23 protein-coding genes are annotated in these 25,779 nt (G+C 34.8%); 12 read left to right on the forward strand and 11 right to left on the reverse strand.

Annotated elements, in window-relative coordinates:
• Positions 1-35: 35 nt before the first annotated feature.
• The 5 genes from B4N66_RS12215 to B4N66_RS12235 form a co-directional block, all read right to left on the reverse strand.
• Entirely contained in the window at positions 36-590 is a 555-nt protein-coding gene (locus B4N66_RS12215; RefSeq protein WP_291095124.1) for a 2'-5' RNA ligase family protein, read from the reverse strand.
• A 37-nt stretch (positions 591-627) separates the two neighbouring features.
• Positions 628-1,272 (reverse strand): endonuclease III domain-containing protein, encoded by a 645-nt coding sequence (locus B4N66_RS12220; RefSeq protein WP_291095125.1) that lies wholly within the window; start codon positions 1,270-1,272, stop codon positions 628-630.
• Between the two features lie 3 nt (positions 1,273-1,275).
• On the reverse strand, positions 1,276-1,665 hold the full coding sequence (msrB, locus tag B4N66_RS12225; protein ID WP_291095126.1) for a peptide-methionine (R)-S-oxide reductase MsrB: 390 nt from the start codon (positions 1,663-1,665) through the stop codon (positions 1,276-1,278).
• Entirely contained in the window at positions 1,662-2,135 is a 474-nt protein-coding gene (gene msrB, locus B4N66_RS12230) for a peptide-methionine (R)-S-oxide reductase MsrB (protein ID WP_291095127.1), read from the reverse strand. The genes msrB (B4N66_RS12225) and msrB (B4N66_RS12230) overlap by 4 nt, the downstream gene beginning before the upstream one ends.
• Positions 2,136-2,390: 255 nt before the next feature.
• Positions 2,391-3,254: an alpha/beta fold hydrolase gene (locus B4N66_RS12235; protein ID WP_291095128.1), complete on the reverse strand. Its 864-nt coding sequence runs from the start codon at positions 3,252-3,254 to the stop codon at positions 2,391-2,393.
• Positions 3,255-3,328: 74 nt separating this feature from the next.
• Here B4N66_RS12235 and B4N66_RS12240 point away from each other — a divergent pair, with 74 nt between their 5' ends.
• From B4N66_RS12240 to B4N66_RS12270, 7 genes are all read left to right on the forward strand, one after another.
• Positions 3,329-5,263, forward strand: a complete 1,935-nt coding sequence (locus tag B4N66_RS12240) for an alpha-1,4-glucan--maltose-1-phosphate maltosyltransferase (RefSeq protein WP_291095129.1) — start codon at positions 3,329-3,331, stop codon at positions 5,261-5,263.
• Positions 5,263-6,885 carry a maltokinase N-terminal cap-like domain-containing protein gene (locus B4N66_RS12245; protein WP_291095130.1) on the forward strand — a complete coding sequence of 541 codons (1,623 nt, stop codon included), beginning with the start codon at positions 5,263-5,265 and terminating at the stop codon, positions 6,883-6,885. Before B4N66_RS12240 ends, B4N66_RS12245 begins: the two co-directional genes overlap by 1 nt.
• A 5-nt stretch (positions 6,886-6,890) precedes the next feature.
• Positions 6,891-7,766, forward strand: a complete 876-nt coding sequence (locus B4N66_RS12250) for a hypothetical protein (RefSeq protein ID WP_291095131.1) — start codon at positions 6,891-6,893, stop codon at positions 7,764-7,766.
• Positions 7,767-7,776: 10 nt separating this feature from the next.
• A complete protein-coding gene (gene glgB, locus B4N66_RS12255) occupies positions 7,777-9,684 on the forward strand; it encodes a 1,4-alpha-glucan branching protein GlgB (protein ID WP_291095132.1) in 1,908 nt (635 codons plus the stop codon).
• 135 nt (positions 9,685-9,819) lie between these two features.
• A complete protein-coding gene (locus tag B4N66_RS12260; RefSeq protein WP_291095133.1) occupies positions 9,820-12,219 on the forward strand; it encodes a glycoside hydrolase family 31 protein in 2,400 nt (799 codons plus the stop codon).
• Between the two features lie 41 nt (positions 12,220-12,260).
• Positions 12,261-13,079 carry a M48 family metallopeptidase gene (locus B4N66_RS12265; protein ID WP_291095134.1) on the forward strand — a complete coding sequence of 273 codons (819 nt, stop codon included), beginning with the start codon at positions 12,261-12,263 and terminating at the stop codon, positions 13,077-13,079.
• A 64-nt stretch (positions 13,080-13,143) separates the two neighbouring features.
• Positions 13,144-14,448 carry an MFS transporter gene (locus B4N66_RS12270; protein WP_291095135.1) on the forward strand — a complete coding sequence of 435 codons (1,305 nt, stop codon included), beginning with the start codon at positions 13,144-13,146 and terminating at the stop codon, positions 14,446-14,448.
• Between the two features lie 114 nt (positions 14,449-14,562).
• Here B4N66_RS12270 and B4N66_RS12275 read toward each other — a convergent pair whose 3' ends face one another.
• Genes B4N66_RS12275 through B4N66_RS12290 form a run of 4 tightly spaced genes read right to left on the reverse strand, consistent with a single transcriptional unit; the run spans position 14,563 to position 17,449 of the window.
• Positions 14,563-15,285 carry a head GIN domain-containing protein gene (locus B4N66_RS12275; protein WP_291095136.1) on the reverse strand — a complete coding sequence of 241 codons (723 nt, stop codon included), beginning with the start codon at positions 15,283-15,285 and terminating at the stop codon, positions 14,563-14,565.
• 21 nt (positions 15,286-15,306) lie between these two features.
• The gene (locus B4N66_RS12280) at positions 15,307-16,362 is read right to left on the reverse strand and encodes a hypothetical protein (protein ID WP_291095137.1); all 1,056 of its coding nucleotides are present in this window, start codon (positions 16,360-16,362) and stop codon (positions 15,307-15,309) included.
• Positions 16,346-16,894, reverse strand: a complete 549-nt coding sequence (locus B4N66_RS12285) for an anti-sigma factor (protein ID WP_291095138.1) — start codon at positions 16,892-16,894, stop codon at positions 16,346-16,348. Before B4N66_RS12285 ends, B4N66_RS12280 begins: the two co-directional genes overlap by 17 nt.
• A gap of 6 nt (positions 16,895-16,900) precedes the next feature.
• Positions 16,901-17,449 carry an RNA polymerase sigma factor gene (locus B4N66_RS12290; protein ID WP_291095139.1) on the reverse strand — a complete coding sequence of 183 codons (549 nt, stop codon included), beginning with the start codon at positions 17,447-17,449 and terminating at the stop codon, positions 16,901-16,903.
• 130 nt (positions 17,450-17,579) lie between these two features.
• On the opposite strand from B4N66_RS12290, the gene B4N66_RS12295 reads away from it, so the two are divergent.
• From B4N66_RS12295 to cmk, 4 genes are all read left to right on the forward strand, one after another.
• Positions 17,580-18,341, forward strand: a complete 762-nt coding sequence (locus B4N66_RS12295) for a hypothetical protein (RefSeq protein WP_291095140.1) — start codon at positions 17,580-17,582, stop codon at positions 18,339-18,341.
• A gap of 194 nt (positions 18,342-18,535) precedes the next feature.
• The gene (gene lon, locus B4N66_RS12300) at positions 18,536-20,986 is read left to right on the forward strand and encodes an endopeptidase La (RefSeq protein WP_291095141.1); all 2,451 of its coding nucleotides are present in this window, start codon (positions 18,536-18,538) and stop codon (positions 20,984-20,986) included.
• 144 nt (positions 20,987-21,130) lie between these two features.
• A complete protein-coding gene (gene porQ, locus B4N66_RS12305) occupies positions 21,131-22,150 on the forward strand; it encodes a type IX secretion system protein PorQ (RefSeq protein ID WP_291095142.1) in 1,020 nt (339 codons plus the stop codon).
• A 390-nt stretch (positions 22,151-22,540) separates the two neighbouring features.
• Positions 22,541-23,227 carry a (d)CMP kinase gene (gene cmk / locus B4N66_RS12310; protein WP_291095143.1) on the forward strand — a complete coding sequence of 229 codons (687 nt, stop codon included), beginning with the start codon at positions 22,541-22,543 and terminating at the stop codon, positions 23,225-23,227.
• Here cmk and B4N66_RS12315 read toward each other — a convergent pair.
• Positions 23,204-23,716, reverse strand: coding sequence for a hypothetical protein (locus B4N66_RS12315; protein WP_291095144.1), 513 nt, complete (start codon positions 23,714-23,716; stop codon positions 23,204-23,206). The genes cmk and B4N66_RS12315 overlap by 24 nt on opposite strands.
• A 174-nt stretch (positions 23,717-23,890) precedes the next feature.
• Here B4N66_RS12315 and yaaA point away from each other — a divergent pair, with 174 nt between their 5' ends.
• The gene (gene yaaA, locus B4N66_RS12320) at positions 23,891-24,652 is read left to right on the forward strand and encodes a peroxide stress protein YaaA (protein ID WP_291095145.1); all 762 of its coding nucleotides are present in this window, start codon (positions 23,891-23,893) and stop codon (positions 24,650-24,652) included.
• Positions 24,653-24,875: 223 nt separating this feature from the next.
• Here the strand turns inward: yaaA and B4N66_RS12325 are convergent, their stop codons facing one another.
• Positions 24,876-25,757 carry a winged helix-turn-helix domain-containing protein gene (locus B4N66_RS12325; RefSeq protein ID WP_291095146.1) on the reverse strand — a complete coding sequence of 294 codons (882 nt, stop codon included), beginning with the start codon at positions 25,755-25,757 and terminating at the stop codon, positions 24,876-24,878.
• Between the last annotated feature and the right edge of the window lie 22 nt (positions 25,758-25,779).

Raw genomic sequence — 25,779 nt, forward strand, 5'->3', positions numbered from 1 at the left:
CCCGGAGCTTGCGGAGGGGCACGTCAAAATGTTTTTTAAAAAAGTTTTAGTTGCTGTTCACTAAATTTGAATTCAGCTATTAAATCAGAATATTGTTTGTTAGTTTCATTGAATTTTCTGAGTGTAAAACCATCACATAAAAATTTAAAATCTGTATCATGATTTTTAAATAATTTAGATGCTCTTTCTATTCTTATTTCATCCAACTCGCGAGCTATGGTCATATGTGATTTAACACTTTTAATTTTAAAACCCAAATGATGATGAATGTTTCTGATTAAATTATTAAGATATTTTTCTGAACTATTATCAGGTTTAACATAATATGCATAAGAACCAAAGGAAGCAAAACCATTGAAACCAATATCATGATTAGGTTGATTGTTACAAAAGGTTGAAATTCCATTGATCCAAAGAGATAATTGATTTGAGTCTGCGTTAAAACCCATCACAGTGATATGAGCAAGAGATTTATCACTTCCAAATCTACCAATTTCTTTTATTAGAGATTGTTTCCATTCATTAACACAGCTTGAAATTTCCAGACTAGGCATTACAGCTAATAAATATTTCGGTTTTTCTTTATTCATAAACTAGAAAGAGTAAAGTTTAAGTATATAAAAATAATTAAATTATTTTAAATGGATACTGACAATCTTTTTGGATAATACATTGGTTGCATTTTGGATTAGTTGGGCGACAAATTTCTCTTCCTAAAAATGAAATTGACATTCCGATTTCATTCCAGACTTCCGGTGGAAGGATTTTCATGAGTTGTTTTTCAATTTTGATACCGTCTTTACTATCGTCGGTTAGACCAATTCTTGGAGTTACTCGCATGACATGTAAATCCGCAATAATTCCTTCTGCTTTTTGGTTGGTTTCACGGAGAATTACATTGGCTGATTTTCTTCCTATTCCTTTTAGAGCAGTCAAGTTTTCAAGATTTGTTGGGATGTATTTATCTTCTTTTACGGTTTTAGCAATTTCAATAAGCCAATTTGCTTTTGTTGCAAAATTTCTCACTTTACTAATAAAAGGAATTAACGATTCTGCGTTTGAAGCGGCTAATGCCTCCATGTTGGGAAAGTTTTTGAATAATTCAGGTGCAATTTTGTTGATATTGGCATCTGAATCTTGAGCAGAAAGCACAACCATAACTAGCAATTGATAAGCATTTTGGTAATCCAATGGATGCTTTTTTCCTTTGTATTGATTAATTAAAGGAGTTAATTTTTCTTTCCAATTAGGTGTTTCTTCAAATAAATTCATTTTTTACTCTTTGAAATCAATCGAAAGCGAATTTACACAATAACGAATTCCGGTTTCAGTTGGACCATCATCGAAAACGTGGCCAAGATGACTTCCGCAGCTGGCACAAAGGATTTCGGTACGAATCATACCGTGGGATGCATCTTTGATGTATTCAACTTTTCCGGGGATGGATTGATCGAAGGATGGCCAACCGCAGTGAGCATCAAATTTGGAATCGCTTTCAAATAGAACTTCGCCACAAGCTGCACAACAATAGTTTCCTTTTTCGAAATGAAGGTTGTATTCTCCGGTGTGTGGAAATTCAGTCCCTTTTTGACGGAGGATTTTATATTTTTCTAAGCCTAATTGGGCTTTCCATTCTTCTTCGGTTTTTTGGATTTTGTAACTCATTTGGTTTTTGGTTTGAATTTGACAGAAACAGAGTTGGTACAAAAACGTTTTCCTGTTGTTTCTTTTGGACCGTCGTTGAAAACGTGACCAAGGTGACCGCCACAGTTTGCACACATAACTTCTACACGTGACATGCCATAACTGTAATCATTTTCATAGATTACAGAACCTTTGATAGCTTGGTCAAACGATGGCCAACCACAATCAGATTCGAATTTGGTTTCGGAAACAAATAATGGATTTTCACAAGCGGCACATACGTATTGTCCTTCTTCAAAGTGATTCCAGTATTCTCCGGTGAAAGCTCTTTCTGTGCCTTTCTTACGCAATACTTCGTATTGTTCGGGTGTTAGTTCAGCCTTCCATTCAGCTTCGGTTTTGACGACTTTTAAGGGCTTTTTAGTTTCTTTTTTTTGTCCTTGACACGAGGTTAAGGTAAAGATAGACAGGATTAAAATTAATTTTTTCATAGTTTTTTATTTTTTTGACACGAATTTCACTAATTATCACAGATTAAGAATTTCACAGAGCTAAGCTTTCTTGTTAGTTTTTGCCACGAATTTCATTATTATTTCCTTATTTGCACATATCCTAGCCCAGATAGTAGCGGAAACCTCGCAGGACTGAAAGCCAATTTTTCTTCGCTTTTTGGGGCGACCAAAGAAGCCACGAAAAAGCGTTAGAAAAATGGCTTGAAGGCCGAGGAGTTGTAGCGGATAGCTGGATTAGCTTCTGATAAAATTACTGATTTCATTGATAACTTTTTCGTTTCCTAGTATTTTTCTATGTCCTAAATGATTGGTTATCATTAATTTGCTGTTTTTTAAATGGCTGTGAATGTTGTGAGCACATTTTACATTTACATCGTGATCGTCGTTGTCGTGGATTATGAAAACTGGTGTTTCGATGTTTTTGGACACAACCGATGTAGAATAATTGTTCATTGGTTCGCCGAATTTCTTTTCAAAATGTTCTCTCATTCTGTCGCCAATTTGTGGTTTTAGACCTAAATTTCGAATAAAATCGGAGATAATATCCTGAATTAAATCGCCACTACCTATAATTACGGCTTTTTTGACGTTCAGGTTTTGTTTGATGGCGTTGATGATTGCCATTCCGCCCAACGAGTGACCAACGGCAAATTCAAAAGGACCATACTGTTTTTCGAGGACGAGAATACTGGCGATAAATTCGGTCATAATCGACGAATTTCCTTTGCTTTTGCCGTGTGCGGGAGCATCGAAACTGACGATGGAATAGCCGTTTTCTATGAGTTCGTCTGCAATTTTGACTAATTGTGTGCCGCGACCCGACCAACCGTGAACGAGTAGAATCTTTTTCGGGCTGTTGCCGTATTGGTAAGTTTTAATGGTTTTATTGATGGACGGAATTAAAACATCGTGTTGAATACTTTGTTTATCCATTTGAAATTCCCGTTTCGGAATTTTGTGTTTTATGGGTGTTGTAAAAAGTTTTGCAGCAAATTGAGTCGCTAATTTTGGTGAAATTGCTTGCAAAAATTTAGCGGTTATGAGAATTGGCTTCGGAATCTGCAAGGATTGATTGTCAGACTTGGTTTTTTTTGACATTTCAATAAATTTTAACGCAAGGTATGATTTAAAATTATTTTTTATAAATTTAGAGTTCATAAAAATTACTTAAAATGCAAAATCAGACGCGTATCATTATTGAAAGTGTGAAGCCTCAGTTGGATGGAGGTTCTTTTTTTATAAAGCGAATTATCAACCAAACAGTTAACGTATCTGCTCACGTTTTTGCCGACGGTCACGATGTGGTGGAATGTTGTGTGAAATTTAAACACGAAAAAGATAAAAAGTGGAGTGAAGTGCGAATGAATCCAACCGAAAATGATGAATGGGAAGCCGGATTTTTGGTTGAAAAACAAGGTTTCTATTCCTATTTTATCGAAGGTTGGGTGGATTATGCATTGAATTGGCAACACGGAACCGAACGAAAAATTAACGATAATCAACACGTTAAATCGGAGTTGTTGGAAGGAGCAGAGTACTGTCAAGCGATTTTGAAAGAAGTTACAAAAGAAGAAAAAGCCTATTTGAATTCCGCCATTAAAGCGTTTCAAGATGCAAAATTATATGATTCAGCGATAGCCATTGCATTATCGGATGAATTGCATCAGATTTTTAAAAAGTATCCAACTCGAACATTGGCGAATTCATCTGCGGAGTTGAAGGTTTATGTAGATCGTAAAAAAGCGTTGTTCAGCACTTGGTATGAATTTTTTCCGCGTTCAACTTCAGAAACTCCAGGCAAGCACGGAACATTTAAAGATTGCGAACGATTATTGCCACGAGTGGTGGAAATGGGTTTTGATACGTTGTATTTTCCGCCGATTCATCCAATTGGAGAAGTAAATCGAAAAGGAAAAAACAATGCTACTACGGCTGAAAAAGGCGATGTGGGTTCGCCTTGGGGAATTGGTTCAAAGTTTGGCGGACATAAATCGACGCATCCTGAATTGGGAACAATTGATGATTTTAAAGCGTTGGTTAAAAAAGCCCAATCGATGGGAATTGAAATTGCGATGGATTATGCGTTGCAAGCGGCTCCCGACCATCCGTATGTGAAGGATTTTCCGCAATGGTTCAAATGGCGACCGGACGGAACGGTGCAATATGCTGAAAATCCACCAAAAAAATACCAAGATATTCAACCGATTTATTTTGAAAGCGGCGATTGGAAAAATTTGTGGAAAGAGTTATTAGACGTGGCTTTGTTTTGGATTGAAGAATGCGGAATTAAAGTCTATCGTGTTGATAATCCACATACCAAACCCTTTTATTTCTGGGGATGGTTGATTGGCGAGATTAAGAAAAAACATCCGGATGTGTTGTTTTTATCGGAAGCTTTTACGCGTCCGAAAATTATGGCTGAATTGGCGAAGCAAGGTTTTTCACAATCGTATACCTATTTTACGTGGCGAAATACGAAAGCCGAATTGATTGAATATGTCACCGAATTAACGCAAACCGAACAAAAGGAATTCTTCCGTCCGAACTTCTGGCCAAATACACCTGATATTCTGCCATTTGCGTTGCAAACCGGAAATGAATCGGTTTATTTACAAAAATATTTTTTAGCTGCGACACTGAGTTCAAGTGTTGGAATTTATGGTCCGGCTTATGAATTTTTGGTTCATCAACCGATGGCAAAAGGAAAAGAAGAATATTTGAATTCAGAAAAATACGAAGTATATCATTGGGATTGGGAAGCGAAGAACAAATTGACTACGTTGATTACTCGCATCAATCACCTACGAAAACAGCAAGAATCCTTGCAACAAACCAATAATATTGTTTTTTGTAAAACGGATAACGAACAGTTGATTGCGTATTATAAATTTAATGATGCTAAAACCGATCATACGTTGATGGTTTGTAGTTTGAATGCACAAAATCCGTTGCAAGCCGTTGTTCGTTTACCCTTGGAAGAAATTGGAAATCAACCCATTAAAGTGACCGATTTAATCACTGGAAACAGTTATTATTGGGATAGAGAGTGGAATTTTGTTGAATTACATCCTGCCTTACCTTTTCATTTATTTAAAATTGAACGATAATGAATACAACCAACCAAGATACTTTTACCAGTACATTCGAATTTAAAACAACGTGGGAAACTTGTTTTGAAGATGATGATTTTGTCAAGGTTTTTTCTTCGGATATTTTAGAAAATTATATCATCAACAAACGATGGTATGGTGGAAAAGCGAGTACGTTAAAGTACATCGAGGTGGTTGATCAGTTTAAAATAACTTCAAAGAAAAATACCTATTATGGTGTATTGTTGGAAGTAAATTTCAAGGAAGCCTTTTACCAACATTATTTTATGCCATTGGCTTTTATGGCCAAAGAAGAGTTGGATACGAGTACCGTTATTGCTCCCGTTGTCATGGGAAAACAAACCGGTTATTTAGTTGATGCATTACATCAAGAAGATTTTCGTAAGTTGTTGTTTGACAACATTGTAAAGTCAAAAGAAACACCCGGATTGAAATTGGTTTTTCACAAGGGTTCAACCATTGAAAAAGAGGATTATCAATCATCTCGTTTTATGGGATTGGAGCAAAGTAATACTTCAATTATTTACAATGATTCGTTTGTGTTGAAGATTTTCAGACGCATTTATGTGAGCACAAATCCCGATTATGAAATCAGTCGTTTTTTAACGGAACGAATGCATTTTGAAAATACACCACGCTATACCGGAAGTATTAATTTGGCTTTAGCCGAAGGAAATATTACGCTTGGTTTAATGCAAGAATTGGTTTCAAATCAAGGTGATGCGTGGAAATTTATGCTCGAACAAATTGACGGTGTTTTTGATAATTTGAAACGCAAAAAAATCAAAATCGATAAATTACCCGATATTGCGATGTTTAAACGGTTGCGAATTAATGAAATTCCACCCGAAATTATTGATTGGGTTGGGTTGAGTTTGTTTTTACGCATTCAAACGTTGGCTTTGCGAACAGCAGAAATGCACATTGCGTTGGGAAGTGATATTCACGAAACGGCTTTTACACCAACCACTTACAACGGCGATTATACCGTTTGGTTGAAAAACAGAATGTTGTATCAATTTCAAAATCGATTGAATATCATTGAAAACAGTTTGCATAAATTAGACGGATTAGCGTTGGAATTGGCTCATCAATTTATGGAAAATAAGAAGTTAGTTCGGAAACATTTTGTAGATTTCGATTGGACAAAAATGAAATCGGAACGCATCAGAATTCACGGCGATTATCATTTAGGACAAGTGTTAGTGAATGGCGATGATTTTTATATTTTGGATTTTGAAGGCGAACCGGAAAGTACCATTCGTGACAGAAAAGTAAAACAACCGCCGTTGAAAGATGTCGCAGGAATGTTCCGTTCGTTTCATTATGCTATTTATGCGACGATTTTTAACAATAAAGAAAAATATCCGTTTGAACAAGAAGAATTGTTTAAAGCCGGAGAAATTTTGTATAAATATTTTGTAGGTGTCTTTTTGGAAACCTACATTGAAAAAGCTCAATCCGGTAATTTAAACATTGGTTACAACCACGAAATCGACTTTTTGTTGAAGTATTGTTTGTTGGAAAAAGCGGTTTACGAGTTGGGTTACGAATTGAATTCCAGACCACGTTGGGCGGTGATTCCGTTGAGGGGTATTCAGAGTATTATGAATTATTAAAAAAAATGGAAGAAAAAATAAAAGACATTTTTAACAACATTAAAGAAAGACTTTCAAATCCATTTTTGTTTTCTTTTTTAATAGCATTCTTGGTTTATAACTGGGAGATTACTCTATCAATTTTTTACAACGACTATAATCAAATTAAAGCTGAGGGCTTTAAATCCATTTTTGAATTTATTAGAAATAGGTGGGATAATAAAGGAAAGTTATTTATGCCTTTTTTAATCGCTTTACTATATACTTTTGTTTTTCCAATTTTTAGAAATCTTGTGAATGCTTTTCAGACTTGGATAATTAAATGGGGTGAAGATTGGAATTTAAAAATTTCTAAGGATAGTAAAATTGGAATTGATAAGTATCTTGCATTAAGAGATAATTATATAGAAAAAACAAAAAGTTTAGAAGAAATTATAGAGAGCGAAAGTAAATTTTTAATTGAGTTAGATGCTAAAAATAAAGAAGTTGATAAATTAAAAAATGAAAATTCATTAATTCAACAGAGAATTAATGAAGCAAATACTTTCTTATCTACATATAAAAACACTCAAATTATTAGAGGGAATTGGAATTTTACAAAGTATGATAATGATAATAAAGTTGTAGAAAGTTATAAATATCAAATTAATGAAGATAAAATCTTAATAATAAACAATAAATCTAGTTATTTTCAATTTGAAATACTACATTTTTATTATTTACCATTTGAAAAAAAGATTCAGTTTATTAAGAAAGTTCGTAATTTTAATGAATTAAAAATTAAAGAAAAAGATGAATATTTCGTTTGCGATTTAACATATTCAAATTCACAAAAACTTACTGGTACCGAAAATGGTTTTAAAGTAGAATATGTCAAAATTAAAAATGAAACCCAATTCTAAAAAACAAACAATGAACCAAGTACAACCACATTCCTTATTCACCGATTTTGACATCGCCTTATTCAAAGCCGGAAAACATTTTAGATTATACGAAAAATTAGGAGCTCATCTCACGGAGGTCAACGGCGTAAAAGGCGTTTATTTTGCCGTTTGGGCACCGTCTGCACGTTCCGTTTCGGTCGTGGGCGATTTTAATTATTGGATTCAAGGCGAGCATCAATTGAATGTGCGTTGGGATGCTTCCGGAATTTGGGAAGGATTCATTCCCAACATTGATAAAGGAACAAAATACAAATATAAAATTCAATCCAACAACAACGGTATCATCACTGAAAAAGCGGATCCGTTTGCGTTGTATTGTCAAAAACCACCGGAAACTGCGTCAGTTATTTGGGATTTGGAATACAAATGGAAAGACAAAAAATGGATGGATTCCCGAAAAGATAAAAATGATTTAGACAAACCGTATTCGGTGTATGAAGTGCATTTGGGTTCGTGGAAACGCAATTTAGAGCAAGATCGTTCGCTCACTTATTTAGAATTGGCGGAAGATTTGGTGAATTATGTAAAAGAAACCGGTTTCACGCACGTGGAATTTATGCCAATTATGGAATATCCGTATGATCCTTCTTGGGGTTATCAGTTGATTGGCTATTTTGCACCAACTTCCCGATTTGGAAAACCGCAGGATTTTATGTTTTTGGTAGATAAATTACATCAAGCCGGAATTGGCGTGATTTTAGACTGGGTACCGTCTCATTTTCCAGACGATGCTCACGGTTTAGGATTTTTTGACGGTTCCAATTTGTATGAACATCCCGATCGAAGAAAAGGCTATCATCCCGATTGGAAAAGTTTAGTTTTTAATTACGGCAGAAATGAAGTGCGTTCGTTTTTGATTTCCAATGCCTTATTTTGGTTGGATTATTATCACGCGGATGGTCTTCGCGTTGATGCCGTAGCTTCGATGTTGTATTTGGATTATTCCAGAAAAGAAGGGGAGTGGGAGCCGAATATTTTTGGCGGAAGAGAAAATTTAGACACGATTAGTTTCTTAAAAGATTTTAACGAAGCGGTTTATTCTAATTATGAAGGAGTTCAGACGATTGCCGAAGAAAGTACATCGTTTCCGATGGTTTCCAGACCGACTTCGGTGGGCGGTTTAGGATTTGGTATGAAATGGATGATGGGATGGATGCACGACACCTTGCAATATTTCAAACGTGAATCGATTTACCGAAAATACCATCAAAATGATTTGACTTTTTCGATGACGTATGCGTTTTCTGAAAACTTTATGTTGCCGCTTTCACACGACGAAGTTGTATATGGCAAAAAATCCATTTTAGGAAGAATGACAGGCGACGAATGGCAGCAATTTGCCAATTTACGTTTGCTTTATGGCTATATGTTTACGCATCCGGGTACGAATTTACTGTTTATGGGTTCCGAATTCGGTCAACGAGCCGAATGGAAATTTGACGGAAGTTTAGACTGGCATTTATTGAATTATGGTTATCACGAAGGCACACGAAAATGTATTTCAGACTTGAATGAATTGTATAAAACGAATCCCGCTTTGTTTGAAAATCAATTTAGTCCAGAAGGTTTTGAATGGATCAATTATTCCGACCATCAAAATGCGGTGCTGAGCTACATCCGTAAAGGAAAAAATGAAAAAGAAAATTTAGTGGTGGTTTGTAATTTCACACCGGTTGTTCGCGAGAATTATCGAATCGGATTGCCTTCTAAAGGAAAATTGACTGAAATTTTTAATTCTGATAAAGTTGAATATGGCGGAAGTGGCATCAACAACAAGAAAGCAATTAAAATTGAAAAAGAACATTGGAATGGTAGAGATTTTTCGGCAGAATTGACATTACCGCCTTTGGGTGTTTCGGTTTTTAAAATATCGTAATACGATAAAATCCCTCTAACAAAGAGGGATTTCCATTTTATCCATAAACGCAAACGTTTGAGTTAATAAAACCTCAAATTAAAAAGTGATTAAAAGTTTCAACTTTGTAAATTTGACAATTATAATCCAATTACTATGATTACAAATACTGAATTAGAACACAAAGGCGATCAGTTTCCTTCCAAGATAGTGTCATTCAATCAAGATGTTGACAATGTCTTTTTCTATACAGAAAATAATGTTGTGCTCAAAATCACCATTCTTCGTGATAGCATGATTCGATTTCGCTACACAACCAAAGGTTATTTCAACAAAGACTTTTCGTATGCCATTGATAAAGGTCAGTCGCACGGTTATAACGAATTGGCTGTGGAAGAGCACAAAGCTTTTTATACGATTACAACCAGCAAAATAGTTTGTAAAATCAATAAACAGAATGCAAAAGTTTCGATTTTTGATTTAGAAGGTTTTCAAATTTTGGATGATGAAATTGGTTTTCATTGGGAAGAAAGCTATGAATTTGGCGGAAACATCGTAAAAATGAGTAAGAAAGCCAATGATGGTGAATGTTATTATGGAATGGGTGACAAAGCTACGCATCTTAATTTAAAAGGAAAACGAGTTGAAAATTGGGCAACCGATCAATATGCTTTTCATCGTGAACAAGAACCATTGTACAAAGTAGTTCCGTTTTATATCGGTTTACATCATAATAATGCGTATGGAATATTTTTTGACAATACCTTCAGAACATTTTTCGATTTTTGTCATGAACGCAGAAATGTAACCAGTTTTTGGGCAGAAGGTGGCGAGATGAATTATTATTTCATCTACGGTCCGAAAATGAAAGATGTGGTCACAAATTATACGCATTTAACCGGAAAACCCGAGCTTCCGCCAATGTGGACGTTGGGTTATCATCAATGTAAATGGAGTTATTATCCTGAAAGTAAAGTAAAAGAAATTACTTCAACTTTCAGAAAATTGCAAATTCCATGTGATGCTATTTATTTGGATATCGATTATATGGAAGGATTTCGTTGTTTCACTTGGAGCAAAGAATATTTTCCCGATCCTAAACGAATGGTGGCTGAATTGGCGAAAGACGGATTTAAAACCGTTGTGATTATTGACCCCGGAATAAAAATTGATAAAGATTACTGGGTTTATCAAGAAGCTTTAGAAAAAGATTATTTCTGCAAACGTGCCGACGGACCTTATATGAAAGGAAAAGTTTGGCCGGGTGAATGTAATTTTCCCGATTATACAAATCCTGAAGTTCGCGAATGGTGGGCAGGATTATTCAAAGAATTAATTTCAGATATTGGCGTAAAAGGAGTTTGGAACGATATGAATGAGCCAGCCGTAATGGATGTTCCCGGAAAAACCTTCCCAATGGATGTGCGTCATGATTATGATGGTCATCCGTGTAGTCACCGAAAAGCTCATAATATTTATGGAACCCAAATGGCAAGAGCAACATACGAAGGTGTGAAGCGATTTGCTTATCCAAAACGTCCATTTATTATTACTCGTTCGGCTTATTCAGGTGCTCAACGTTACTCTTCATCATGGACAGGCGATAACGTAGCAACTTGGGAACATTTGTGGATTGCCAATATTCAAATGCAACGAATGTCGATTAGCGGAATGGGTTTTACCGGTTCTGATATTGGCGGTTTTGCCGAACAACCTTCGGGCGAATTATATGCTCGTTGGATTCAATTAGGTGTTTTTCATCCGTTTTGCAGAACGCATTCTTCCGGTGATCACGGTGAGCAAGAACCTTGGTCGTTTGGGGAAGAAGTAGTTGATATTACTCGAAAATTTGTCAATCTTCGTTACCAATTGCTTCCTTATTTGTACACAATGTTTTGGAAATATGTAAATGAAGGTGAAGCGATGTTGAAACCTTTAGTTTACTTTGATCAGGAAGATGTTCAAACGTTATATCGAACAGACGAATTTATTTTCGGTAATCAAATTCTAGTTTGTCCGATTTTAGAACCAAATGCAGTGGGACGACGAATGTATCTTCCAAAAGGAAACTGGTATAATTATTGGACTAATGAATTGGTTGAAGGTAAGAGGGAGTTATGGGTCGCTACAGACTATGATCAAATTCCGATTTTCATAAAAGAAGGAGCTATCATTCCTAAATATCCTATTCAACAATTTGTAGGCGAAAAAGAATTTGAAGAAATCTCATTGGATGTTTATTATAAATTTGGAAAAGAAAAATCCGTTTTATATGAAGATGCTCAAGATGGTTATGATTACAATAAAGGAAGGTTTTCGTTACGCACATTCAACCTTACCGGAAAAGAGAAAGAATTGATTATTCAGTTGCATCAGGTGGGAGAATTTTTAACTAATTATTCAAAATTTAGAATTAATATAATTGGTTTACCGTTTAAAATTTCTTCCATCGAAATTGATAATGAGAAGGTTTCATTAGAATCTGCTTTTTTTGACGGAAAAAATTCGTTGTTGGTTGATAAATTCTTTACGGAATTACATATTGTTGGCAAATAGATTACTAATTTTGTAAAAATATTAGCCTAATTATAAATAAAATGAAAAGAATTATTGCGTTTTGTTCGTTTAGTGCATTAGTACTAACGATGGGGTGTGCTACCAATCCGTTAACAGGAAAAAGCACCTTAGCTTTGGTGAATAACAGTTCTATTTTTCCATCTGCATTTCAACAGTATGACACTTTTTTGAAAGAAAACAAAGTGGTTACAGGAACAGCCGATGCAAAAAGGGTAGAAGCTGTTGGGATAAAAATTAAATTAGCAGCCGAAAAATGGTTAGCTGCTGTGGGTCATTCAGATTATCTGAAAGATTATCAATGGGAATACAAGTTGGTTCAAGATGATGCTGTGAATGCTTGGTGTATGCCGGGCGGAAAAATTGTAGTTTACACAGGAATTTTGCCTGTTACCAAAGATGAAGCAGGTTTAGCGACAGTTATGGGTCACGAAGTTGCTCACGCACTTTTAAACCACGGTCAACAGCGAATGAGTGCCGGAATGTTACAACAAGCCGGAGCTGTTGGAGTTGGCTTGGCAGTAGGTGAAAAAAATGAGCAAACACAGGCCATTGCGATGACAGCTTATGGAGCTGGATCTCAAATGTTTGGGATGTTACCATTTAGCCGAAGTCATGAAAGTGAAGCCGACAAAATTGGTTTAATTTTGATGGCAATTGCAGGTTATAACCCTGAAGCTTCAGTTCCTTTTTGGGAAAGAATGGGTGCAGCGTCGGGCGGACAAGCTCCTGCAGAGTTTATGAGTACGCACCCTTCGCATAACACAAGGGTTTCAAATCTTAGAAAGTGGATTCCTGAGGCGAAGGCTGAAGCCGCAAAATACGGTGTAGTATTCAAGTAAAAAATTAGTATCTTCGAAGCTGTTCTGAAAAGAGCAGCTTTTTTTATGACCAAAAATTTCAACTATGGCAACACTTGCAAAAGGAAGTAAGAAATTAACCAACGCTTGGGCATTTTATGATTGGGCCAATTCGGTTTATCCATTAGTTATTTCATCCTCCATTTTTCCTTTGTATTATGGATTTTTATTCCCAAAAGAAAATCCGAATATTCCTTTTTTAGGGTATGAATTTAAAAGTACTGCACTTATTAGTTTTGTCACAGCTTTTGCATTTTTATGCGTTGCTATTATTTCACCAATTTTATCAGGAATTGCCGATTTTGCAGGAAATAAAAAGCGATTTATGCAGTTTTTCTGCTATTTGGGAGCTTTATCTTGCATTGGAATGTATTGGTTTACGAAGGATAATATTTATTTCGGAATTGTATGTTTCTTTTTTGGATTGATTGGATTTTGGGGAAGTTTGGTGTTTTATAATTCTTATTTGCCCGACATTGCGTACAAAGAGCAACAAGACAGTTTGAGTGCAAAAGGGTATTCGTTTGGATATGTGGGAAGTGTTATTTTACTGGGAATAAGTTTAGCAGTTATTTTAAGTAAAAAAGGAGAGGATGCTCTTCACGCAATGCGAGTTTCTTTTGCAATGACCGGAATTTGGTGGATTTTCTTCGCTCAATATGCTTTTTGGTACCTTCCGAAAGGAAATAAAAACAAAGATAAAATTACAAAAGATGTTATTTTAAACGGATTTCGAGAACTGAAAAAAGTACAAAGTCAATTATACCAAAATCTACGACTTTATCGCTATTTGGTTGCTTTTTTTGTGTATAGTATGGCGGTTCAAACAGTAATGTTAGTTGCAACTTATTTTGGTTCTGAAGAAATTAATTGGATTGATGATGATCAAAAAAGATTTGGTTTAATAGTTAGTGTTTTAGTGATTCAATTGGTTGCTGTTCTTGGTGCAACTTTAACTTCAAAAGCTTCAGAAAAATTTGGAAATATTCCAACGTTGATTGTAATAAACGCCATTTGGGCAATCATTTGTGTGTTTGCTTATTTTGTGACAGAACCAATTCATTTTTATGTGACAGCAGGTTTTGTTGGATTAGTGATGGGAGGAATTCAGGCACTTTCTCGTTCAACTTATTCTAAATTTTTACCAAAAACAGAAGATACAGCTTCTTTCTTTAGTTTTTATGATGTAGCCGAAAAAATCGGAATTGTGATTGGGATGGCGATTTATGGAACAATCGATCAAATTACCGGAAGTATGCGAAATGCCATTGTATTTTTGATGGTTTTCTTTGTAGCCGGATTGTTATTGTTGCTTCGAGTACCAAAAAATGAAACTATTGAAGCAGAATAATTTTTCAGAAAATTGTTCACAAATGTTAAATAAAATAAGCCACGAATTTCACGAATTAGCACGAATTAATCTATTCAAATTCGTGTAATTTGTGAAATTCGTGGCAAAAAAATCTTAAATCATCTTAATTTTACCAGAACCAGCCACTTTCGTGTCAATTTTTTTTGGATTTCCTTTGTATTCAATATCGCCTGAACCGGCTACACGACCTTCAATTAATTCTGAACAAGTGGTTGAAATATTCCCTGAACCGGAAAGTGTTGCTTTGCTGTTTTCAGATTGTAAACCAAACGCTTCGATATCTCCTGAACCTGAAACAGTTAATTCCAAATTTTTAGTTTTTCCTTTCAATTCAATATCACCTGAACCGGCTACTTTTGCTTCTACATTTTGTGAATCTACCGTTAATTTAATATCACCTGAACCGGCCAAAGTAGCTTTAAAATCAGATGATTTCAATGTGAAATTAGCAACAATGTTGCCTGATCCGGCTAAGCTAACTTTTTCAATTGTCTCTACAGGAACAGTGATTTCAATTTTGTGCTTTCTTGAAGTGGTTAGGTTATATCCTTTTTCGGTGCGAATTTTTAAGTCGGTTCCATTGTTTTCAATTACAATAAATTCCAGTAGATTTTCTTCCCCTTTTACTATGATTTTGCCTTCTTTTCCTTCCACTAAAGTCACATTGAAAAATCCTGCGACACTTATCGATTCGTAATCAGAAGTTGTAATTTCTTTGGAAACTACATTTCCATTTCCTTTAATTTTTTCTTGTCCCCATTGTGCCGAAACAATTGAAACGGTAAGAACAGCTACTAATGTGATTAATTTTTGCATTTTGATTATTTTTTTGATTGATTAATTAGATAAATTTAAGTTTACATTTCCGTAGTTTGACGAAATTGTCATTTTATTGGCTCCACTTTTTTTATAATAACCTTTATATGATTTCGTGGATTGCGTTTCTACTCTTGCACTATATTCCAATGGTGCTTCGCTTTTAAAGTTGGCATATTTAGTAGAAACATCAAAGTCAAAATGATAATTGACACTGTGGTTCACTTTAATATTGGTGTACCCCGCTGAAATTGAAATATTACTCGCTTTAGCCGAAACACCATTCAGTGAAAAATTACTGTAATTGGTAGTTAGTTTCAAATTATTTTCAATTTCATCAATTTTAATGGTTAAGTAATTTCCGCTTCCTTCCACATTGTTCACTTTTCCAATCGCGATTTTACCGTAATTGCTGTCGTATTTTAGATTACTTCCATTTAAAACTGTTACATCAGTATAACTTGTATTCAAATCTAAAGTAGTAAAAGATCCAATTGTCAAACCTGAATATTTTGCATTAATCACGGCACTTTTCAAGCTTTCAATTGTTGATTTTGAACAATAATCAATTTTAATGTTATTGGAAGAATTATTCAATTTTCCCATTGAAATCTTTCCGTATTTGCAAAGAATATCAGTACTTCCGTTTAAATCGTGCGTCACAATATTTCCGTATTGATTTTCAATTTTCACGTTTCCGTTTTTCGGGATTTTCACGGTGTAATTCACTTCCATACTGGTTCTTCTGCCTGAGCTACTTACATTTCCAAAGATAGTTTTAGCCGAATAAAGACTTTTTGTTCCACCAAATTCAATTGAAATGGAAGCTAATTTTTTATCAACCCAACTTTCACTATCGCCACTCACGGTGATGACTACGTCAATTTCAATTTTATCTTCTGCCCAAGTCGTCACAAATACATTTCCGTATTTGTTGTCAATGTCAACAGTTGCATCTGAATTTACGATAACTGCTTTTTTAACGTTTTTTTGTTTTGTATATTTTCCGTTGTGTTCGGTTGCAAAACCTGATAACACAACAAAACAAATTAATAATAAACTATATAGATTTTTCATTTTCGATGTTTTTTTGATGATTAATGATTTCAATTTTTTTGATTACTTCTTCCAGAAATGAAATTCTCGTTTGAAAATTCAGAATCATAGCGTGAAGCAATTGTTTGGTGTCTCCGTTTTTTTGTAATTCATTGATGATTTTTTGATAATCTTTTTCAAATACTTTCATTTGAGTGAGAGCATCGGTGATAATTTGTTCCGTTTCCGGAGTTTGTTTTGATTTTAAATCGGTCAACTCTTTTTCAACTACAGAGGCAAAGTAATCGTGGGTTTCTTTGGTCTGAGCTGAAGCATTCTGCCATTGATTAGTTGGCTGATTGTCTTTTAGTTGATAAAAACCGATGATTCCGGCAATCAACAGAAGTGAAGCAGCCAACGAAAGCGGCATCCAATTTTTCTTTTTTGTTTGAACGGGTTCTGCGTTTAATTTTTTCAAAAATCGATCAGAATGACCTAGCCGTGGTGTTTCGGTATCCCATTGATTCTCAAATTGACTAAACAACGTTTCGATTGAATCTTTTTTCTCTTTCATACTCTTTTATTTTGATGCTAATTGCATTCGTAAACTTTCTTTTGCTCTGCTCAAAGTCGTCCGGCAGTTGGCATAACTGATGTTGATGATTTCGCAAACTTCTTCTAAATCATAACCTTCTATTAAAACCAAAGTCAAAATCATCCGATAACTTTCTTTCAGTTTTTGCATAGCATTCATAATTTCTTGTACTTTCAGATTTGTATGATCGATTAGATCGTCTTCGTTAGTATCTTCAATTTTGTATGCTTGAGCTTCATAATCATCATGATTAAAAAAGCTGTTTTTTTTATAAAAATCAATACTATAATTAATCACAATTCGTTTTAACCAAGCTCCAAAAGCGACTTCACCTTTGAATGTTTCAAGTTTTTGAAACGCTTTCAAAAAAGCTTCTTGCATCACATCTTCAGCAAAATGTTCGTCTTTCACAATTCGAAGAGCCACGTTATACATCGCTTTGCAATAGCGATTATACACCTCTAATTGTGCTTTTTGATTATTTTGCTTGCAGAGCGATATCAGTTGCTCAATATTTTCGTTTGCTAAACTCAATCGGTTGACTTTGATTTGATATAATGACAGATAGTTTAAAGAAATGTTACAGTTTTGTAAAAATAAATTATTAAATCTTATGTAATCCTACTAACAATTTTTTATATTTGAAAAATTAATTTTAATCCTAATGAAAAAACAAACACTATTATCTTTTTTGTTTATTTTTTGTGTCGCTTTTTTTACATCATGTTCTGAAGAGTTTGAGCCAGTTGATCCAGCAATTCAAATCCCTAGCAATGGAGGAGGAAATAACGGAGGAGGAGGAAATAATGGCGGCGGTAACAATGGAGGTGGAGTATCAACAGGAGATTATTGGCCAATGGCAGTTAATAATCAGTGGGTTTTTACCCAATCCGGTGTTCAACAAGCACCAATGAAAATAATAGGAACTGAGCAATATAACGGCAAAACATATTACAGTTATGATAATCTATTTGGTGTTTCAACTGCTGGGGATCAATTTGAGGGAATTATTGCAACACGAAAGGAAAATGGCGTTTATTATTATTTAGCTGCAGTAAACATTCCATCAGTAGGCGGAAATCCAGCAATTTCTGTTTCTCCTTTGGAGATAATTGTATTGAAAGATTTTTTAGAAGTTGATCAAACGTGGACGCAAAACTTAACTCAAACAACTACAATTACAGGATTACCACCAATAACTACTGCAGTGAATCTTACCGGAAAGGTTCTGGAAAGAGATTCAACATTACAAGTGGGAACAACTACGTTTGAAAATGTAATTAAAGTTGAAGTTGTTCAAAACACACAAGGCCAGGTTAATACTAACTATTATTGGTTTGCAAAAGATGTTGGCGTGGTGAAATATCAAAATATTATACAAGGAACTAATACTACAAGTGAACTGGTTTCTTATTCGTTAAATTAAGAGTTTAAAAAATGATTATAACCGTTTAATTCTAATTAGACGGTTTTTTTATGGCATGTATTTTGACTATTCAAAGTAGAGAAACTGCATTTCATCGTTTTTGTAAGTATTCCTTACTCATTATCAATCAGATGCCTTATATTTGATTCTCTTTATCAGAAAATTATTAATGACAAATTGACCCTATTTAGTATATGTCGAATCACAATATTTTAACCCTTGACAAAATGTCACTTCATGATTTCGATACCGAAGCCGATTTAATTCCGCTTCTCACACCCGAAGATGAAGAAGAAATGGCAAACGAAGAATTGCCGAATTCACTAGCTATTTTACCTCTTCGAAACACAGTTTTGTTTCCAGGAGTCGTTATACCTATTACCGCCGGAAGAGATAAATCAATTAAATTGATAAATGATGCCAATGCAGCTGGAAAAGTAATTGGTGTTGTTGCTCAAAAAGACGAAGATATTGAAGATCCAACCCGAGATGATATTCATCAAATTGGAACGGTAGCTCAAATTCTTCGTGTATTAAAAATGCCTGATGGAAATGTAACTGTAATTTTACAAGGAAAAAAACGATTTCAAATCAGCAAAGTCATTTCAGAAGAACCTTATATCAATGCATTGATTAAAGAAGTTCCTGAAAAAAGACCAAGTGTTACCGATACAGAATTTGGAGCTATCATTGATTCTGTCAAGGAAATTGCTATTAAAATTATAAAGGAAAGTCCAAATATTCCAACAGAGGCTACTTTTGCCATCAAAAACATTGAAAGCCAATCGTTCTTAATCAATTTTGTTTCTTCCAACATGAATTTAGATGTGAAAGAGAAACAAGATTTGTTATCGATGAATATCTTGAAAGAAAGAGCACTTTCAACTTTGCGGTATATGAATACTGAATTGCAAAAGTTGGAATTGAAGAATGATATTCAATCAAAAGTTCGTGTTGATTTAGATCAACAGCAAAGAGAATATTTTTTGCACCAGCAAATGAAAACCATTCAAGAAGAATTGGGAGGCGTTTCGTATGATCAGGAAATTGATGAGATGCGTGCAAAGGCAAAGGGAAAAAAATGGGATGAGAAAGTTGAAAAACACTTTGAAAAAGAAATATCAAAACTACAAAGAACAAATCCGCAATCGCCAGATTTTGGAATACTTCGTAACTATTTAGAACTTTTTCTAGAATTACCATGGAATAATTTTTCCAAAGATAATTTTGATTTAAAAAGAGCTCAAAAAATATTAGACAAAGATCATTTCGGTCTTGAAGATGTAAAAAAGCGTATCATCGAGCATTTAGCAGTTTTGAAATTGCGAAATGATATGAAATCGCCAATAATCTGTTTAACAGGTCCTCCGGGAGTTGGAAAAACATCCATTGGAAAATCGATTGCCAAAGCATTGGGTAGAGAGTATGTTCGCATGTCATTAGGTGGATTACGAGATGAAGCTGAAATTCGCGGTCATCGTAAAACCTATATTGGTGCTATGCCCGGTAGAATTTTGCAAAGTTTGAAAAAAGCAGGAACTTCTAATCCGGTTTTTGTATTAGATGAAATTGATAAATTGTCGGTTAGTCATTCCGGAGATCCGTCTTCTGCTTTGTTAGAAGTGTTGGATCCTGAACAAAACAAGGAGTTTTACGACAATTTCCTTGAAATGGGATTTGATTTGTCTAAAGTGATGTTTATTGCCACATCTAACACCATGACAACCATTCAACCCGCTTTGAAAGATAGGATGGAAGTCATTAAAATGACCGGTTATACGATTGAAGAAAAAGTAGAAATTGCTCGTCAACATTTATTTCCAAAACAATTAAAAGAACATGGATTAACTAATAAACATCTAACCATCGGAAAACGTCAGTTAGAAAAAATAATTGAAGGTTATACCCGTGAATCCGGTGTTAGAGCCTTAGAACAAAAATTAGCACAAGTAATCCGAAATGCGGCAAAATCAGTTGCCATGGAGGAGGAGTATAATGTAAAAGTAACTGATGAGGATATCATCAAAAGCTTAGGAGCACCTCGTTTAGAAAGAGATAAATCGGAAGGAAATGAAGTTGCAGGTGTAGTTACAGGTTTGGCATGGACAAGCGTTGGTGGAGATATTTTATTTATTGAATCATTGATTTCCAAAGGAAAAGGAACGCTTACCTTAACCGGAAATTTAGGTACGGTGATGAAAGAATCGGCAACTATTGCCATGGAATATATTAAGTCGAATGCTGAATTACTTGGTGTTAATCAAGAAATTCTCCAAAATTATAATATTCATATTCACGTTCCTGAAGGAGCCACGCCAAAAGACGGACCGAGTGCCGGAATTGCAATGCTAACTTCGTTAGTTTCTGTTTTAACCCAAAAAAGAGTGAAGAAGAATTTGGCTATGACAGGTGAAATTACCCTTCGCGGAAAAGTGCTTCCTGTGGGTGGGATTAAGGAAAAAATCCTGGCTGCCAAAAGAGCAAATATTAAAGAAATCATTTTGTGTGCAGATAATAAGTATGATATAGATGAAATTAAGGCTGAGTATTTAGAAGGTTTGACTTTTCATTATGTGAAAGAAATGAGTGAAGTAATTGCATTAGCAATCACAAATCAGAAGGTAAAAAACGCTAAAACACTTTAAATAGAATATAATTTTTTAAAGTTGGTGTCTTAAAAAGCACCAACTTTTTTATTGGCTTATTTTTATTTTTAAGATTAATTTACTGAGCAAAAAATAATATCTTCGCATTACCGTTATCATTAAGCTAACTGAGTTCTGTTTATAATGTTTAAAAACTTTTTACGTCTTTTTATTGTTCTTTTTTGTTCTGTGAGCTACAGCCAAATTGGTGGTCAATCCGTGTATCAGTTTTTGAACTTAGTTACTTCTCCCAGACAAGCTGCTTTGGGCGGAAAAGTAATCACTCATTATGATTATGATGTAAATGCAGGAATATTTAATCCTGCCAGCATCAACAACGAAATGGATAATCATCTTTCGGTTAATTACGGAAATTATTTTGGCGAAATTACTTATGGAACTGCCGCATACGCTTACACGTATGATCGTCATGTGCAAACATTCCATGCAGGAGTAAGTTATGTCAACTATGGAACTTTTGAAGGTTATGATGAAAACGGAACAAGAACAGCTGATTTTTCAGGTAGCGAAGCCGCTTTGTCTTTTGGTTATTCTTATAATTTACCTTTTACCGATTTTTATATTGGAGCAAATGCTAAATTAATTACCTCAACATTAGAAAGTTATAATTCATTTGGTGGAGCATTGGATCTTGGTGCTTTGTATATTGATGAACGAAATGATATCAATTTCGCTTTAGTTATCCGAAACATTGGAACCCAGTTTACTACGTATGCAGGAACACATGAAAAATTGCCATTAGAAATTATAGCCGGAATTTCGCAGGAAGTTGAAAATGTTCCGATTAGATGGCATATTACGTTAGAAAATTTACAGCAATGGAATATTGCTTTTTCCAATCCTGCCCGAGCGGAAGGTAACTTAGATGGTGGCCAACAAGAAGAAAAAGTTTCTTTTTTTAATAATGCACTTCGTCACGTGATTTTGGGTGCCGAATTATTTCCAGGAAGAGCATTTAACCTTCGATTAGGTTATAATTTTAGACGTGGTGAAGAATTACGAATTGTAGATCAACGCCATTTTTCGGGTATTTCTGCAGGTTTTAGCTTGCGATTTAATAAAGTTCGTTTTGATTATTCTTATTCCAGATATACTGTGGCAGCTAATACAAGTTTGTTTGGGTTGATGATTAATTTGCAGTAATACTGGTTGCGGGTTGTGGGTTACGAGTTTCGGGTTAATAAGAAGCTATTAAAATCAGCGAAAATCAGCGTTTTGCAAAGCAAATCAGTCAGATCAGCGTTCCATTTTTATGTTTAGTGAAGAGGATTTCCATTGAAATGCGAAGTTTCACTGAATTGTGTGAGGGATAGCAGCGGAAAGCCCACAGAGAGGAGGCACGACGAACGAGGACTTGTAGCGGATAGCCCGACCCGGAGCTTGTCGGAGGGGCACACCCACTTAAAAATTAGTTTAAAAGTTTAAGGTTTAAAGTTTAAAAAGTTGAGAAATTTTGATTTTTTAAATTGCTATTGATTTTTGAAAAAACGTATCTTAGCCACTCAGAAACTTAGCGACTCAGCATCTCAAAAAATGAACAACATTACCATTGCCATCGACGGATTTTCTTCTACAGGGAAAAGTACTTTAGCCAAACAATTAGCCAACCATTTAGGTTATGTTTATGTGGATACGGGTGCAATGTACCGTGCTGTGACTTATTTTGCCATGCAGCATAAGTTGGTTTCAGAAGATTTTTTAGACAAAGAAGGTTTATTAAATAAACTACCGGAAATCAAACTTCATTTTCAGTTTAATGCCGATTTAGGATTTGCAGAAATGTTTTTGAATGATGTAAATGTAGAAAATGAAATCCGCACCATCGAAGTTTCTCGTTTGGTAAGCAAAATTGCCGAAATCTCAGAAGTGAGAGCCAAATTGGTTGAGCAACAACAAGCCATGGGCAAAAATAAAGGAATTGTTATGGATGGTCGGGATATTGGAACGGTCGTTTTTCCGGATGCAGAACTGAAATTGTTCATGACTGCGAGTGCTCACACACGAGCGAAACGCCGTTTTGATGAATTGGCCGAAAAAGGGCAATTGGTTACGTATGAAGAAGTGCTTCAAAACGTGCAAGAACGCGATTATATTGATACACATCGTGATGATTCTCCATTAGTAAAAGCTCATGATGCGATTGAAATTGATAATTCTACCTTAACTAAAAAGGAGCAATTTGACTTGGTTTTGGATTTAATCCACAAGTTTTTTGCTTAGCTCTGTTTTGGTAGAAAGATTTCCGTTTATCATAAAATACTTTAAATTCAGGATATTTTCATTGGAGATGTCTTTCTGAATTTCGTACTGAAAAGAAAACAAGCAATTTCCAAAACAATTTGTTCCGTAGCCATGATAGATGAGGTTTAGCGTGTCGTCTACAATTTCGATTTCGCCTAAAAAGGAATAGCCGCAGTTGCTAGGAGCACTAAATTTTACTAAACAATGATTTTCTTCTAATACTATTTTTTCAATAGAAGTTGGAATCATTTCTTCCGAATAGTCAAGTGCTATGTTTTTCACCTCAAACCCAAGAAAAGCCATTCCGGCATTTTTTGCTTCACGGATTTTTTGGCTGTTATGCAAAATTGAGTTTCCTTTTAGTTCATTATTGATCGTCAAAGGTTTTGCAACTTCTTCAAAATGAGTCTGACCCGCCACAAAAATCGGCAAAAAAAGCAATAGTATTGAAACTGATAAGGTTCTCATTATTAAGTAATTTACACTCAAATGTAGAAAATTGAATTGCCAACACCTATTTTTTTCGTTCAAGTGCAGGAAATGCCGATATAATTTTAGTTGATGGAACAATCAATACTTTCCATTTTTACGTAGATGATTTTTGGGAATCAATTTGTATTTTTGAAATTATAAAATAAATCTATGAAAATCGTTATATCTCCGGCTAAATCATTGGATTACGAAAGTCCGTTGCCAACCAATCAATCGACCATTTCTTGTTTTTTGAAAGAAGCAAACATGATCAACCGTCAATTAAAAAAGCAAAAGCCAAAAAAGTTGATGGAAATGATGGATATTTCAGATAAGTTGGCCGATTTGAATTGGCAACGCAACCAAGAACGTGATTTGGATAATTTTACACCTGAAAACTCACGTCAAGCGATTTATGCTTTTAACGGCGATGTTTATATTGGTTTGGATATTAAAACCTTACCAACTGAAAAATTAGACGTTTTGCAAGACAAACTCCGCATTCTTTCCGGATTGTATGGTTTATTAAAACCGTTGGATTTAATGCAGCCGTATCGATTGGAAATGGGAACTAAATTTCCGATTGGTAAAAGCAAGAACTTATATGAATTTTGGAAAACAAAAATCACAAAAGAATTAAATAAAGAACTGACAAAAGGCGAACTTTTTATCAATTTAGCTAGTAATGAGTATTTTGATGCGGTGGATGTAAAAGCTTTAAAAGTACCTGTTATCACTCCCGAATTCAAAGACTACAAAGACGGAAAATTAAAAATGATTAGCTTTTTTGCTAAGAAAGCGAGAGGAATGATGGTACGCTACATCATCGATACGAATGCTGAAACAATTGAGGATTTAAAAGGGTTTAATTATGAAGGCTATGCTTTTGATGCGAATTTGAGTAAAGGGAATAGGTTGGTGTTTACGAGGTAGGTTTTTATTAGTTTCAGGTTTCAGGTTTCAGGTTTCAAGTTTCAGGTNNTTCAAGTTTCAGGTTTCAAGTTTGGAATTCTGCTTAGAATTGCAAGTTTGAAGTAATAAATCCGCTTTTATCCTTTTATAGCGAAGCTATCAAAATCTGTGAAAATCTGCGTTTTGCGGAGCAAATCCGTTCAACCTGCCTGCCGGCAGGCAGGTCCGTGTTCCATTAAGAGTGTTAGTCTTTCACCTCCAATACATACCCAATCCCGTGTACATTCGTCAACTTAATTGATTCATCATCACTCAATTTTTTGCGTAATTTAGAAATATACGTATCCAAACTTCTTCCCACAAAAACACCGTGATCTTCCCAAACTTTTTTGGAGAGTTCTTCTCGTTTGATGATTTTGTTGGGATTTTCTACAAAAAGAGTCAATAATTCCACTTCTTTTTTTGAAAGACTGATTTCATTTGAGGTCAATAGCAATTTACTCTCTTCAGGATAAAATAGAAATTTACCCAATGGAATTCCATTTTCGATAGTGGAATGAGGTTGTTTTGTTTTTTTTCTTTTCGGAAAGAAGATAAAAGCAGTTATTATACTTAATGACAAAAGTACTATCCAAATGATTTTGTTGGTTGAAGCTTCTCCTTTTTCTAAGAATCTTACTTCAATCGTATAGCATTTTTGCGGTATTGTTCGTCCACTACAAGGAACGATACTTTTCTCAACGTTGGCATTTTGTAAAAAACTATACGCCACTTCCAAATCTTTACATTGTTTCACTTCAAGTTGATAATGGGAGGGAAGATTGGCTTTTTGAAAACTTTCTTGCACAACTTTTACCAAAGTGTCCGGGTAAATCGTCAGTTCTTTTTCAAAGGAAAGTTGGTATTTTGATTTTTCTACTTTTTGAATCGGCAATATTAGTGATGTGCTGTCTTGATTGGCTAATAATAATTTATTGCCCACATCCCGCAAGGCAATTTTGACTAATTCAGAAAAGGTTTCGTCTTTTTTACTAGAAGTGAAAACCATGATCGCAGCAAAAATGGCAATCAAAACACTACCGTAAAAATATATTTTTCGTTGATTCATAAGTTCTGCAAATAACATACAATTTTGTGATTTTTTAAAA

It is taken from the genome of Flavobacterium sp. UBA2787 (assembly GCA_002352205.1).
Lineage (GTDB): Bacteria > Bacteroidota > Bacteroidia > Flavobacteriales > Flavobacteriaceae > Flavobacterium.